We start from the raw sequence: 13,831 nt of genomic DNA on the forward strand, positions 1-13,831 counted from the left end.
TGGACGGACTTCGCGGTCGCTGGATAACCTGAGCGAGCGTCGTGGTGAGGCGGCGCCGAAACAGGGGAGTTCCACATGCGGCGTTGGCGCGCAGTCACCGCAGGGCTGACCGGGATCGTGCTCGGAGCGGGTCTGGCGATCGGGGGCACCACGAGCGCGTCCGCCGCGCCGGCCGGCCACTGGGGCACGTTCACCGTCAGCGGGTCGAGCAAGGCCTACACGGGCACGATGACTCTGCCGGGGTTCCCGGCGACGACGTTCACGTCGAACTCACGGCAGTCCACCGTGATCAGCGGTGCCTCGACCTGGCAGGGGCCGTCGACGGGGCCGGGCGCGGTGTACGGCTCGAGCCGCGGGAACACCTACATCAACCAGCGCCCGAACGCCGACTCGCCGACCGCGTCGGCAGCGTCGACCACGACCTACACCTTCGACGGTGCGACCCCGGGCAACGGCAGCTGGTCCTTCGTCCTCGGTGACGTCGACGCCGACCAGGCGACGATCTCCGCGACCGTCCAGGGCGGCGCGGCGGCGACCGCGGCACAGCTCGGCTACCAGAGCTCGTACAACTCGTGCTCGTCCGTCTCCGCCGGCGGATGGAGCTGCCCGGCCGATCCGGGTGGAGTCCCGGCCGGCCAGGACACCCCCACGTGGGACGCCGCGACCCGGACCCTGACGGGGAACGCGGCCGCCAACGACACCTCCGGCGCGACGGCCTGGTTCACGCCGACCGTCCCGCTCGAGACCCTGACGATCACCTACCAGCAGCGCAGCGGGTTCCCCGTCTACCAGACCTGGTTCGCCAACCGCACGGCGGCGATCACCGGCACCGCGACGCTCGACGACACCCCGATCCCCGGCGCGACCGTCACGGTGCAGGCACCCCGCGGCACGCTCTACACGACGACCACGGGCGCCGACGGCACCTACTCGTTCCCGGAGCTCCCGGTCATCGGCGGCTACACCGTGACGATCACGCCGCCGCCGAACGCCGACGGCACCCCGTCGGCGACGACGTCCCTCAACACGGTCCCGGGCGGTGCCGACCAGGTCGTGGACTTCCCGTTCACCGCACCACAGGGCACCACCTCGGTCATCGGCACCGTGACCGACGCCGACGGCAACCCGGTGTCGAACGTCCCCGTGGTGATCGTCGACCCGTCCGACGGCGAGGAACTCGTCAACACGACGACGAACAGCGACGGCGTCTACACCGGTTCCGACCTGCCCGCCGGCACCGACCTCGGTGTCTCGGTCGGCGACGAGGACCCGACGACGATCACGACCGGACCGGCCGGTGGCGACCCCACCGCGCTCGACCCGATCGAGGCACCCGCCGCGGTCATCGCGACCGTCACCGGTGTCGTCAGCCTCGACGGCGCTCCCGTCGCGGCCGGTCAGGTCGTGGAGCTGCTGCAGGGCACCACCGTCGTGGCCTCGACCACCACGGATGCCTCGGGCCGCTACACGTTCCACACCGCGGCCGGCACCTACGCCGTCCGCACCACCGTCCCGGAGCCCGGCGCGACCGGCCCGACCCAGAACACCGGGGTCACCGTCGCCGGTGGCGCGAGCGCGGAGTCGGACCTGCCGTTCGCGACGCCCGCGGCGCCGGTCGTCACGACCACGGACCAGCCCGGCACGGTCACCGACACGAACGGCGACCCGGCCGCGGGCGTCGACGTCGTCGCGACCCCGACCGACCCGGAGGCCGGTGACCCCGTCCGGACCACCACGGGCACGGACGGGACGTTCGACCTCACCGGCCTCGCGCCCGAGACGGAGTACACCGTCGAGGTCGACGGCGCGGACCCGGTGACGATCACCACGCCCGCGAGCGGTTCGGCCGCGGCGCTGGCGATCACGGTCCCGGCCGCCGTCGTGACCCCGACCCCGACGCCCACGCCGTCGGCTCCCGCTCCGGCTCCGACCCCCGGCGGCGGTTCCGGCACGACGCCGATCTCGTCCGGTGGCGGATCGACCACCGGCGGCGCGCTGGCGTACACGGGCGCCGACCTGACGCCGGGGCTCATCGCGGCGGGCGTGCTCGTGCTGCTCGGCGGCGGGCTCTTGACGTTCCGGGCGGTGCGCAACCGCCGCCGCACGTCGCACCTGCAGGACTGACCGCACGACGACGGGGCGGGGCCGGCGCTGCCGGTCCCGCCCCGTCGTGCGTGCGGGCCGCCTCAGCGCCGCCGACGCGTCGGCACCGACCCCGTCGCCACCGCGACCGACCCCGTCAGGGTCTGGATCGCCCGCGACACCACCGGCACCGAGGTCGTGACGACCGCGAGCGACGACGTGATCGCCTCGATCGACGAGGTCGACAGGTGCTCCTGGTTGTGCGTGTGCACCGGGAAGCCCCGACGCGCCGCGATCACGACGCCGAGCGACCCGACCAGCACGACGGCCCCGGCGAACGGCATGAACTGCAGCCCGACGACCCCGAGTGCCTGGCCGCCGATGGCCGCGCCGCCGGCGATGCCGATGTTCGACGCACCGTTGATGAGCGCACCCGCGATGTCGGGCGAGACACCGCCGGAGCGGATCGCCGCGGCCATGAAGAGCGTGCCGGTGGTGCCGTTCGCGGCCATCCACACACCGGCGACGACCATCGTGCCGAGCAGCGACCCGTGCACGAACGGCAGCACCGCGAAGGCCGCTGCCATCACGGCGACGGCTGCGATGAGCGTCTGCCGCGGAGCCCGGTCGACGAACATGCCGGCGAGCCAGAGACCGACGACACCCGTGCCGCCGAGGACGAGCAGCGCACCGCTCACCATGTCGGCGTCGAGCCCGGCGTCGATCGCGTAGGGCCCGATGTACGTGTAGACGACGTAGTGCCCGGCGAAGAGCAGCAGGTCGGCGATCACGACGGAGAGCAGTCCGGTGCGGGCCCAGGCCTTCGGGGATCCGATGTGCGGCGACGATGCGCCGCGGACGCTCGGCAGGAACAGGAGCGCGACGACGGCCAGTGCCGCTGCGGCGACGGCGACGGCACCGACGGCCGGGCGCCACCCGATCGACTGCGCGACCCAGGTCGCCACGGGCACGCCGATGACGAAGCCGAGCGAGCTGCCGGAGTACACGAACGCGATCGCGCGACCGGCGAGACGCGGCGGCACGATGCGCGTCGCGTAGGCCGAGGCGACCGAGAAGAAGAGCGCGTGCGCGACACCGCCGACGATGCGTCCGGCGCAGACCACCGCGAAGGACGGCGCGAGCGCGATCATCACGTTCGACACCGTGTAGCCGATGAGCGTCGCCACGAGGACGGTCTTGCGGGGGAGCCGGGCGGTGAAGGACGTGAGCGGCAGCGCGAGGATCGCCACGGCGGCGGCGTACACCGTCACGACGATGCCCATGGTCGACTCGGAGACGCCGAGGTCGGCGCTCATGGTGCCGAGCAGCCCGACCGGCATGAGCTCGGTCGTGATCGCGAAGAACGTCGCGAGCCCGAGCACGGCGATGCCGACGATCGACTGCGTGGTGACGGTGATCGGCCGCGTGTTCGTCGACACGGCCGAGGTGGTGGTGTTGGTGGACACGATGCTGACCTCCTCCGGGGAACGGCGGAGCGCGCGTCGGTGTCGACGTGACGACGACCGGACCGGACGGTGCCGGCCGACGATGCGCGCTCGCTGTGGTGTGTGGATTGTGGGTACGACTCCACGGCGAGTGCGCTCTTCCAGTGTTGCACGCTGCAGCGAGGAGATGCGAGGGCCTTCGCCGAGAAAGTCCTAGGAGCGCTCCAACGCCGTCAGTGCCGAGACATTCCCGATCAGTTCTCGTTCGTCACGGTGCCCTGCACCCCACCGCCCCGGAGGCTCAGCGTCAGCGTGCCGCTCATCGACTGCGCCGACAGCGAGACCGACCCGTGCAGCGCGTCCTGCCGCGGGTAGCACGCGGACGTCGACTCCAGCCGGTTCGCCGTCGCGACGAGGCAGATCGTCGACCGGTCCGTCCCGACGCCGGCCCACACGCTCCAGGGGGTCTCGAACGAGCCGCCGTCGAGCGCACGGTTCGTGAAGATGAGCCGCGTCGTCCGGAGCGTGACCGGCGCCTCGACCGGTCCCGGCAGCTGGTCGGCGTAGGTCTGCGGCGCGTCCAGCAGGTCCTCGAGCGTGATCGTCCCGGCACTCGGCGTCACGCTCGGCGCCGCCGCCGGGTCCGGCCTCGAGGTCCCGACCACCGTCCCCGCCGCGAACGCCACGCCGACGGCCGCCGCGACGCCCAGCCCGATCCAGACGCGCGGCCGGGTGGTCCAGAGCACCCGTGCGGCTCGCGTCCGCCAGGCGTCGATGCGGTCCAGGAGGCGCGATCCGCCTCCGCCACGGTCGCCCGGCTCCGTCCCGTGGCCGGTCCCCGCCCCGTGGTCCGGTCCGTCGGGGACCGGGCTCGTGTCGTCGGTCGCCGACCGGTCGACCGGGCCCGGCCCACCCTCGGCGGCGGCCGCGCCCGGTGGTCCCGCGTCCGGTGTCCGCGGCCCCGGTGTCGACGGCACCGAGACCGGACCCGGTGCCGGCGTCGTGACCCGGTCGGCGACGGCTCCGGAGGAACCGGCGAGGGGCCGCGCACCGCCGGTGTGGAACGGGCTCGTCGTGCCGGACGTGACGGCCCGGTCGGAGCCGGCCGCGGAAGTCGGACGCGACCGTCCCGTCGACCGGGCCTTCGGGGAGACGGGAGCCGCGCCTCCTGGACCGCGCCGTCCTCGGCCGAGCCGCTCGAGGGCCAGCCGCGCTGCGGCCGCGTCGGTCTCGGACGCGGCACCACCCCATGCGAGCGCCTCGAGCCGTGCTCGTTCTGCTGCCACGTCGTCGTCGGCCATGCGCACTCCCGGTCCGGTCGCACTGTCCGCCCATCGTCCCACCGGCGCCGTGCGGGCGCGCACCCAGTTCGCGGGGCGTAGACGGGGATCATGAGCGACAAGCACGATCCCGACCCCGAGACCCTCGAGCCGCTGAGCCACGACACGCAGTCCGGGGAGGCCGACTACGTCGCGACGAGCCCGGGCGGGACGGGCACCGAGCGGCACGTCCCCCTGCCGGACGAGGAGCAGGGACGCGGCACCGAGTACGACCCCGTCGACCAGGGCCCGCAGCAGGAGGGTCAGGGCGGCTGACACGCCCGCCGCCCGACCGCGACGTCAGGCGAGCACGCGCCGCAGCACCGCACGTTCCCCGAGCGTCCAGGCGGCACTCGTGACGACGTAGAGCGCGGCGGCCAGGGGCGCGATCGCGGCGAACACCACCGTGACGAACGGTGCCCACCGGCCGATCGCCGCCGTCGCACCCGCTCCCGGCACCGCGGCGTCCGGCACCGCCGCCGGGTTCCACCGCAGGTTCCCCCGCCGGGTGAGCTCGACCACGAGGGCGAGCACGGCGAGCAGGAGCACCACGACCCACGCGTGCCACCAGAGCGGCGAGGTCACGACGACCACGAGCGAGTGCCCGAGGGGGACGCCCGCGAGCGTTGCTGTCAGCAGGGTGTTCACCGTGCCGTCGATCGAGGCGTGCGTGAACAGCGTGTACACGAGCGACAGCACCGGTGCCTGGGCGAGGACCGGCAGGCACCCGGCGAGCGGCGAGACCTTCTCGTTCGTGTACAGCTCCTGCATCGCACGCTGCAGCCGTTCGGCGTCCTTCGCGTGGCGCTTCCGGAGCGCGGCGATCTGCGGGGCGAGGCGTCGGCGGTCCCGTTCCGCGCGGACCTGGAGCACGGCGAGCGGGACGAGCACGGCCCGGACCACGAGGGTGAGCAGCACGACTGCGACGGCGGCGGCGAGCCCTCCGGCGACGGGGGAGAGCGCCGCGGTGGTCGCGGCGAGGAGGTCGGCGCCGCCGTGCAGCAGCGGCCCGACGAGGGGCAGGGTGGTGAGGTCCATGACGTTCCGATCGGTTCGGTGGGAGGGGTCGCGTGTACGGCCCGTCCACCGGTCGGTGGTCAGGGCCTCAGGCGACGGCTCCCGGTGCCCGGGGTCGGGCGTGCCCGTCGGCGTCCGGGTGGCTCCATGCGATCCGCGTCACGAGGTCGGCCCGGGCGCGCGACGACAGCGACCTGACCGACACCAGGCCGAGGACGATCGCGAGGACGCCGGCGACCAGCACCGCGACCGCCACGGCCGTGAGCCCGAGCGCGGCGACCGCGAGGAGCGGGACGGCGCCGGCCGAGGGGTCGCCGAGCACCAGCGCGGCGGTGGCGCGCAGCAGGAGTTCGACGACGGTCATGGTCCGTTCAGGGTAACGCCCGCGCGCCGTCGTGGGGGAAGTGGCTGGTCACGGCAGGATCGTGCCCATGACCGCAGGTTCGCCGAGCACCCCAGCGACCGCCGCCCTCGAGCGGGCAGGGGTCGCGTACACGCCGCACGTGTACGAGCACCACGAGACCGCCACGAACTTCGGCGAGGAGGCCGCGGCCGCCCTCGGGCTCCGCGAGGAGCAGGTGTTCAAGACCCTCGTGGTGTCGGTCGACGGTGCCCTGGCCGTGGCGATCGTCCCGGTGGCGAACCGGCTCGACCTCAAGGCGATCGCGGCTGCCGTCGGCGGGAAGAAGGCGACGCTCGCGGACCCGGCCCTCGCCGAGAAGCGCACGGGCTACGTGGTGGGCGGGATCAGCCCGGTCGGGCAGAAGACGAAGCTGCCGACCGTGGTGGACGAGTCGGCGCTGTCCTACGCGAGCATCTTCGTGTCCGGCGGGCGCCGCGGCTTCGACATCGAGGTGTCCCCGGCGGACCTCGTGCGCATCACCGAGGCGACCGCAGCACCGATCGCACGGACCTGAGCCGGGTCGCCGCAAGTTTCTTCCACGACCGGGAATGACCCGGTCCCTCCTGCGTTGCATTGAGTCGAAGGCACTCAAGTTCCCAGGAGGTCCCTTTGCCAGCAACGTTCGGCCCGACCGGCGGCAACGACTCGTTCGACGAGTTCCTCGCCCGCCTGCTCGCGGCACAGGACTCCGGCGCCCAGCGATCCGTACCGCTGGGACGCCCGGTCGACATCACGCGACTGCTCAGCCGTCGCACCCACGAGCTGCTCCAGCGCACCGCCGAGTTCGCGGCCGAGCAGGGGCAGCACGAGATCGACGCCCTGCACGTCCTGCACGTGCTCGTCCGCACCTACCCGTTCACCGCGGTCCTCCGGCACGCCGGGGTCGACCCCGAGCAGTTCGCGGACGAGGTCGAGCAGCGCCTGCCGATGGCGGGCGAACCCCGCCAGCAGCCCGACGGTCGCCCGGCCCTGACCGGGACCGCGCAGCGGATCCTGCTCGAGGCCACCCAGGCCGCCCGCGGGTTCGGCAGCACCTACACCGATCCCGAGCACGTCTTCTTCGCGCTCGTCATGGACCAGGACACCGTCACCGGGCAGCTGCTCGCCAGTGCCGGCGTCACCCCGCAGGTCATGCAGGACTACGCCGCGCAGGCCGCGGCGGCCGCCAGGGAGGGGCGCACGATGCCCACGAGCACCGACCAGACCACCGACACCGAGAGCGACACCCCGACGCTCGACCAGTTCGGCACCGACCTCACCGAGCGGGCCCGCGACGGCCGCATCGACCCGGTGATCGGCCGCGCCGACGAGATCGAGCAGACCGTCGAGATCCTGCTCCGTCGCACCAAGAACAACCCCGTCCTCATCGGCGAGCCCGGCGTCGGCAAGACCGCCATCGTCGAGGGACTCGCCCAGCGCATCGCCGACGGCGACGTGCCCGTGCTGCTCCAGGGCAAGCGCGTGGTCGCCCTCGACCTCGCCGGCATGCTCTCCGGCACGCGCTACCGCGGCGACTTCGAGGAGCGCCTCACGAAGGCGATGGACGAGATCGCGGCGCACGCCGACGAGCTCATCGTCTTCGTGGACGAGCTCCACACCGTCGTCGGCGCCGGTGGTGGCGGCGAGGGCGGTTCGATGGACGCCGGCAACATCCTCAAGCCCCGGCTGGCCCGTGGCGACCTGCACATGGTCGGCGCGACCACGTTGAACGAGTACCGCCGGATCGAGAAGGACGCCGCACTCGAGCGTCGCTTCCAACCGGTCACGGTGGGGGAGCCGAGCGTCGAGGACGCCGTCGCGATCCTGACCGGACTCGCCCCGCGCTACGAGGAGCACCACAGCGTCACCTACACGCCGGACGCCCTGCGCGCCTCGGTCGAGCTCTCGCACCGCTACGTCACCGACCGGCACCTGCCGGACAAGGCCATCGACCTCATCGACCAGGCCGGCGCACGTCGTCGCCTGGCCCTGTCGGGCAACGTCGACGTCGAGGCGCTCCGCGCACAGGTCGCGACGCTCACCGCGTCGAAGGACGCGGCCGTCGCCGAGGAGCACTACGAGGAAGCGTCGCGCCTGCGCGACGAGATCGACGGACTGGAGGCGCGGATCACCGCCGCCGGATCGGCCGACGCAGGTCGCGCCTCCGGTCCGGAATCCGTGGGCACCTCGATCACGGAGGAGGACATCGCGGCCGTCGTGTCGCGTGCCACCGGGATCCCGGCGACCCGCCTGACGCAGGGCGATCGGTCCCGGCTCGCCGCGCTCGAGGACGAACTCCACGAGCGCGTCGTCGGCCAGGACGACGCCGTGCGGGCGATCGCGACCGCGGTGCGGCGCAGCCGGACCGGCATGGGCGACCCCCGTCGTCCGGTCGGCAGCTTCCTGTTCCTCGGTCCGACCGGTGTCGGCAAGACCGAGCTCGCGAAGGCGTTGGCCGGGTCGCTGTTCGGCGACGAGTCGGCGATGCTGCGCTTCGACATGAGCGAGTTCGGCGAGCGGCACACCGTGTCGCGGTTGGTCGGCGCCCCTCCCGGGTACGTCGGCTACGACGAGGCCGGGCAGCTGACCGAGCGTGTCCGTCGGAACCCGTACTCGGTCGTCCTGCTCGACGAGGTCGAGAAGGCGCACCCGGACGTGTTCAACCTGCTGCTGCAGGTGCTCGACGACGGTCGCCTGACGGACGGCCAGGGCCGCACGGTGGACTTCCGGAACACGGTCGTGATCATGACGTCGAACATCGGCTCGGAGTTCCTCGCGTCGCGCTCCGGTGCACTCGGCTTCGCGCCGGTCGGCGCGGGGGACGGGTTCGCCGAGGACGACCTGCGCGCCCGGGTCATGGGCAAGCTCCGTGAGGCGATGCGGCCGGAGTTCATCAACCGCATCGACGAGATCGTGCTGTTCCGCAAGCTCGACCGCTCGCAGATCGAGTCGATCGTGTCGCTCCTGCTCGAGGACACCGCGCTCCGCCTCGTCGCCCAGGGGATGACCCTGACGGTGACGGACGCCGCGGTCGGGTGGCTCGCCGAGCACGGCTACGAGCCGGAGTACGGCGCCCGCCCGCTCCGTCGGCTGATCCAGCGCGAGGTCGACGACCGCATCGCGAGCCTCGTGGTCGACGAGGCCGTGGCCGCGGGCGACACCGTCCGGGTCGACGTGGTCGACGGCGCGCTCGACGCCACGGTCGCGGTCCCCGCCGCGGTCTAGGCACCTCGTCTACATCGAACGCCCCGGTACCCCTCGTGGGACCGGGGCGTTCTGCGTGTCCGGCGTCCCCGAACTGTTCGGGAATGCAATTCCGGACGAATCTCGAGAAAAGGGTTGCGCGGGGAATACCGGTGTGGATAGTGTTCACGAGCAGCAATCACCGCGTCAGCACGAGACCGAGAGGGGGCCTGACCATGATGTTCACCGAAACGACTCCGTTCCGTGGAATCCGTACGTCCGGCGGCACCCCGATCCGGGTCCGCTGACACGGGGCGTCCCACACCAGTCGCATCTCCGACCGGCCCGTCCGCGCTGAGGTCCTCCTCGCCGTCCGGTGCCGTTCCGACCCTCGGTCGCACTCGCCCGTCGCCCTCGCGGTGACGCACTCGGCGTGTGCCCGAAACCGGTCGTGAATGTCGGTGGCCGGTGCGACGCTCCTTCCATCGGCAGCAATTCCTGACCGCACCCGTCGTGCATTCTTCGACGGGGCGCGGAATGCATTCTCGCGCATTCATCTCCCTTGCCCGCGTTCCGGGCAGTACTGCCATGCCCTGGCAGTCGTCGTCACGCCTGAAAGGCACCACCTTGTCAACGAAGACCGTCAACCGTCCCCCCGATACCCGTGCGGTGCGCCGTCGGGTCTCGCTCTCCGACCGCATCGCACTCCGCATCGGGATGTCCCTGATCATCTGGAGTCGTCGGACGCACCACGTGCGTCCGTCGGTCGACCTCGAGACGCGCCGGCGCCTCGAACAGGAGCGCGCCGCCCGCGAGGTCGCGTGGCTCACGCAGGTCGGCATGCTCAACCGCTGGCGCTGAGCCGCGCTGCGCGCCGCGGCGCGCCGCCCCGCGTCTGCCGCAGTGTGCGAGGTTCCGCCCTCCGTGCCCGGCCCCTGGCCCCGCACGGAGCGCGGGACCTCGCACACTGTCACGCGAACCGCGCCCCCGCGCCCTGCGCGCCCCACCGCGCACGGTGTGGGGCGGGTCGGGCGCACCCCGCGCCTCCCGTACCGTTGTCGGGTGACCGAAACCGCAGCTGCACTCGTCGAACGCCTCACCGCCATCGTCCCGGACTTCCCGTCGCCGGGGATCCTGTTCCGCGACGTCACGCCGGTGTTCTCCGACGCCGTCGCGTTCGGCCGCGTGTGCGAGGCACTCGCAGCACCCTTCGCGATCGGCGAGGGCTTCGCCGCCGTCGCCGGCATCGAGGCCCGCGGCTTCGCGCTGGCCGGCGGGATCGCCGCGCAGCACCAGGTCGGCGTCCTCACCGTCCGGAAGGCGGGCAAGCTCCCCGGCGAGGTCCTCAGCGAGCAGTACGCGCTCGAGTACGGCGAGGCCGAGCTCGAGCTCCGCCCCGGGCAGCTGCCCGCGGGCACGCGCGTGCTCGTGGTCGACGACGTCCTCGCGACCGGGGGCACCGCGGCCGCGACCGTGACGCTGCTCGAGCGCGCCGGCTACGAGGCGATCGGCTTCGCCGCGCTGCTCGAACTCGACGGTCTGTCGGGTCGTGAGCGCCTCGAACCGCGCCTGCCCGTGCAGACCCTCGGCGCCGTCCCCGCGTGAGCCTCGGCGGGCGCCCCGCGCACTAGTCTTGATCCACCATCCAACCGAGGAGTCCCATCATCGTGACCGAGTCAGTCGCCGCAGCGCCGGAAGGCGCGTCGCCGGACAACGCCGAGCCCGCAGCCGTGCCCCAGGCACCCGAGCCCCGCACCGCGACGACGACCACGACGGGCACCGAGCTGTTCGACGGCGTCCGCGGCGTCGTGGCGATCCGTGTCGCGGGTGTGCTCAAGGACCTCGCCGCCTCGGTCGACGCCGGTGACGTCGTCGAGCCGGTCACCCTCGACGAGCAGGACGGCCTCGACATCCTGCGCCACTCGGCCGCGCACGTGCTCGCGCAGGCGGTGCAGCAGATCAACCCCGACGCCAAGCTCGGCATCGGCCCGCCCGTCACCGACGGCTACTACTACGACTTCGACGTCGCCGAGCCCTTCACCCCCGAAGACCTCAAGGCGATCGAGAAGAACATGGACCGGATCATCCGGCAGGCCCAGCGCTTCCGCCGCGTCGTCGTCACCGACGAGGAAGCCCGCGAGCGCATGGCGGGGGAGCCCTACAAGCAGGAGCTCATCGGCCTCAAGGGCGCTGCGGACGCCGGCGACTCGGGCGAGAGCGTCGAGGTCGGTGCCGGCGAGCTGACGGTCTACGAGAACGTCGACCCGAAGACGGGCGAGGTCGTCTGGCAGGACCTCTGCCGCGGCCCGCACCTGCCACACACCCGCATCATCGGCAACGCGTCGAAGCTCATGCGCGTCGCCGCGGCGTACTGGCGCGGCTCGGAGAAGAACCCGCAGCTCCAGCGCGTGTACGGCACCGCGTGGCCCGACAAGGACCAGCTCAAGGCCTACCTGCTCCGGTTGGAAGAGGCTGCGAAGCGCGACCACCGCAAGCTCGGCGCCGAGCTCGACCTGTTCTCCTTCCCCGACGAGATCGGGTCCGGCCTGGCGATCTTCCACCCGAAGGGCGGCATCATCCGCCGCGAGATGGAGGACTACTCGCGCCGTCGGCACGAGCAAGAGGGCTACTCGTTCGTCTACACGCCCCACATCACCAAGGGCGACCTGTTCGAGACCTCCGGGCACCTCGGCTGGTACAAGGACGGCATGTTCCCGGCCATGCACATGGACGAGGCACGCGACGAGGACGGCAACATCACCCGCCAGGGCGCCGACTACTACCTCAAGCCGATGAACTGCCCGATGCACATCCTGGCGTACCGCTCGCAGGCCCGGTCCTACCGCGACCTGCCCCTGCGGATGTTCGAGTTCGGCACGGTCTACCGCAACGAGAAGTCCGGCGTCATCCACGGCCTCACCCGCGTGCGCGGCCTGACCCAGGACGACGCGCACACCTTCACCACGCAGGAGAAGATGAAGGAGGAGCTCACCACGACCCTCCAGTTCGTGCTGTCGCTGCTCCGTGACTACGGCCTCGACGACTTCTACCTCGAGCTCTCCACGAAGGACCCCGAGAAGTACGTCGGCGACGACGACGTGTGGGACGTCGCCACGAACACCCTGCGCGAGGTGGCGGAGGAGACCGGGCTCGAGCTCGTGCCGGACCCCGCCGGTGCCGCCTTCTACGGCCCGAAGATCTCCGTGCAGGCCCGTGACGCCATCGGCCGCACCTGGCAGATGTCGACCGTCCAGCTCGACTTCAACCTGCCCGAGCGCTTCGGCCTCGAGTACGCGGCGGCGGACGGCACGCGGCAGCGCCCCGTCATGATCCACCGCGCGCTGTTCGGCTCGATCGAGCGGTTCTTCGGCGTCCTCACCGAGCACTACGCCGGCGCGTTCCCGGCCTGGCTCGCCCCGGTCCAGGTCGTCGCGATCCCGGTCGCGGCGGAGTACGGCGACTACCTCGACGAGGTCGTCGCGAAGCTGCGCTCGCACGGCGTCCGTGCCGAGGTCGACCACTCGGACGACCGCATGCAGAAGAAGATCCGCACGCACACGAAGCAGAAGGTCCCGTTCCAGCTCATCGCGGGCGGCGACGACCGCGACGCCGGCGCGGTCTCGTTCCGCTTCCGTGACGGTCGACAGGACAACGGTGTGCCCGTGGACGAGGCGGTCGAGCGCATCCTCACCGCGATCCGCGAGCGCGCGCAGGTCTGATGACCCCTCCAGGAGGCACGGATCCCGTCGGTGGGACCGGTCGCGTCGACGACGCGGCCGGTCCCACCGCCGTGCCCGCTCCCGACTCGTCGGGTCCGGCCGGTGCGGCCGGCTCCGGCGGGGCGGACGACCCGCTCGTGATCCGTGACGCCGCGACCGGCGCCGCGGTGCCCGATGCGTTCCAGCGCCTCTGGAACCCGCACCGGATGGCGTACATCGACGCCGGGCGCGAGGGCAGGGGCCGCGGCCACGACGACGACTGCCCGTTCTGCGAGGCCCCGCACAAGTCCGACGAGGACGGCCTCATCGTCGCGCGGGGCGAGCACGCGTACGTCCTGCTCAACCTGTTCCCCTACAACAACGGGCACCTGCTCGTCTGCCCGTACCGCCACGTCCCGCTCTACGACGAGGCGACGCCGGACGAACTCCGCGAGATCGGCGAGCTCACCCAGACGGCGATGCGCGTCCTGCGTGCCGTGTCGCACTGCGACGGCTTCAACATCGGGATGAACCAGGGCGAGGCCGCCGGCGCCGGTGTGGCCGGCCACCTGCACCAGCACATCGTGCCGCGGTGGCAGTCGGACGCGAACTTCTTCCCGATCATCGCGCGGACGAAGTCGATGTCCCAGCTGCTCGGCGAGACCCGCCGACTCGTCGCCGAAGGGTGGCCGTCGGAGCACTAGA

General features: G+C 72.4%; 12 protein-coding genes. 8 read left to right on the forward strand and 4 right to left on the reverse strand.

What is annotated here, in order from left to right; all coding sequences use genetic code 11:
* Positions 1-75: 75 nt before the first annotated feature.
* Positions 76-2,124 carry a carboxypeptidase-like regulatory domain-containing protein gene (locus tag BIV03_RS19425; RefSeq protein ID WP_071294665.1) on the forward strand — a complete coding sequence of 683 codons (2,049 nt, stop codon included), beginning with the start codon at positions 76-78 and terminating at the stop codon, positions 2,122-2,124.
* 62 nt (positions 2,125-2,186) lie between these two features.
* Here the strand turns inward: BIV03_RS19425 and BIV03_RS03420 are convergent, their stop codons facing one another.
* Complete coding sequence (locus tag BIV03_RS03420) at positions 2,187-3,548, reverse strand: MFS transporter (protein ID WP_071294666.1); 1,362 nt, start codon at positions 3,546-3,548, stop codon at positions 2,187-2,189.
* A 233-nt stretch (positions 3,549-3,781) separates the two neighbouring features.
* A complete protein-coding gene (locus BIV03_RS03425; RefSeq protein WP_071294667.1) occupies positions 3,782-4,828 on the reverse strand; it encodes a hypothetical protein in 1,047 nt (348 codons plus the stop codon).
* Positions 4,829-4,918: 90 nt separating this feature from the next.
* On the opposite strand from BIV03_RS03425, the gene BIV03_RS03430 reads away from it, so the two are divergent.
* A complete protein-coding gene (locus tag BIV03_RS03430; protein WP_071294668.1) occupies positions 4,919-5,122 on the forward strand; it encodes a hypothetical protein in 204 nt (67 codons plus the stop codon).
* A gap of 24 nt (positions 5,123-5,146) precedes the next feature.
* Here the strand turns inward: BIV03_RS03430 and BIV03_RS03435 are convergent, their stop codons facing one another.
* Both BIV03_RS03435 and BIV03_RS03440 read right to left on the reverse strand, forming a co-directional pair.
* A complete protein-coding gene (locus BIV03_RS03435; protein ID WP_071294669.1) occupies positions 5,147-5,884 on the reverse strand; it encodes a membrane protein insertase YidC in 738 nt (245 codons plus the stop codon).
* A gap of 67 nt (positions 5,885-5,951) precedes the next feature.
* Positions 5,952-6,227: a DUF6412 domain-containing protein gene (locus BIV03_RS03440; RefSeq protein WP_071294670.1), complete on the reverse strand. Its 276-nt coding sequence runs from the start codon at positions 6,225-6,227 to the stop codon at positions 5,952-5,954.
* A 67-nt stretch (positions 6,228-6,294) separates the two neighbouring features.
* On the opposite strand from BIV03_RS03440, the gene ybaK reads away from it, so the two are divergent.
* The 6 genes from ybaK to BIV03_RS03470 all read left to right on the forward strand — a co-directional run bounded on the left by ybaK (position 6,295) and on the right by BIV03_RS03470 (position 13,830).
* Positions 6,295-6,780, forward strand: a complete 486-nt coding sequence (gene ybaK / locus BIV03_RS03445) for a Cys-tRNA(Pro) deacylase (RefSeq protein ID WP_070418963.1) — start codon at positions 6,295-6,297, stop codon at positions 6,778-6,780.
* A 95-nt stretch (positions 6,781-6,875) separates the two neighbouring features.
* Positions 6,876-9,470: an ATP-dependent Clp protease ATP-binding subunit gene (locus BIV03_RS03450; RefSeq protein ID WP_071294671.1), complete on the forward strand. Its 2,595-nt coding sequence runs from the start codon at positions 6,876-6,878 to the stop codon at positions 9,468-9,470.
* Positions 9,471-10,055: 585 nt separating this feature from the next.
* On the forward strand, positions 10,056-10,289 hold the full coding sequence (locus BIV03_RS03455) for a hypothetical protein (protein WP_139201846.1): 234 nt from the start codon (positions 10,056-10,058) through the stop codon (positions 10,287-10,289).
* A gap of 201 nt (positions 10,290-10,490) precedes the next feature.
* On the forward strand, positions 10,491-11,033 hold the full coding sequence (locus BIV03_RS03460; RefSeq protein WP_070418966.1) for an adenine phosphoribosyltransferase: 543 nt from the start codon (positions 10,491-10,493) through the stop codon (positions 11,031-11,033).
* Between the two features lie 179 nt (positions 11,034-11,212).
* Positions 11,213-13,147: a threonine--tRNA ligase gene (thrS, locus tag BIV03_RS03465; protein ID WP_254790715.1), complete on the forward strand. Its 1,935-nt coding sequence runs from the start codon at positions 11,213-11,215 to the stop codon at positions 13,145-13,147.
* Positions 13,147-13,830 carry an HIT domain-containing protein gene (locus BIV03_RS03470; protein ID WP_083403178.1) on the forward strand — a complete coding sequence of 228 codons (684 nt, stop codon included), beginning with the start codon at positions 13,147-13,149 and terminating at the stop codon, positions 13,828-13,830. The genes thrS and BIV03_RS03470 overlap by 1 nt, the downstream gene beginning before the upstream one ends.
* Position 13,831: the final 1 nt, after the last annotated feature.

Origin of the sequence: Curtobacterium sp. MCBA15_016 (assembly GCF_001865105.1) — a bacterium.
In the GTDB taxonomy this organism is placed as follows: Bacteria; Actinomycetota; Actinomycetes; order Actinomycetales; family Microbacteriaceae; genus Curtobacterium.

Excerpts from the sequence above, each read along its gene's own strand:
- BIV03_RS19425 (WP_071294665.1), top strand. The coding sequence starts at position 76 with ATGCGGCGTTGGCGCGCAGTCACCGCAGGGCTGACCGGGATCGTGCTC.
- BIV03_RS03425 (WP_071294667.1), bottom strand. The coding sequence starts at position 4,828 with ATGGCCGACGACGACGTGGCAGCAGAACGAGCACGGCTCGAGGCGCTC.
- BIV03_RS03430 (WP_071294668.1), top strand. The coding sequence starts at position 4,919 with ATGAGCGACAAGCACGATCCCGACCCCGAGACCCTCGAGCCGCTGAGC.
- BIV03_RS03435 (WP_071294669.1), bottom strand. The coding sequence starts at position 5,884 with ATGGACCTCACCACCCTGCCCCTCGTCGGGCCGCTGCTGCACGGCGGC.
- BIV03_RS03440 (WP_071294670.1), bottom strand. The coding sequence starts at position 6,227 with ATGACCGTCGTCGAACTCCTGCTGCGCGCCACCGCCGCGCTGGTGCTC.
- ybaK (WP_070418963.1), top strand. The coding sequence starts at position 6,295 with ATGACCGCAGGTTCGCCGAGCACCCCAGCGACCGCCGCCCTCGAGCGG.
- BIV03_RS03470 (WP_083403178.1), top strand. The coding sequence starts at position 13,147 with ATGACCCCTCCAGGAGGCACGGATCCCGTCGGTGGGACCGGTCGCGTC.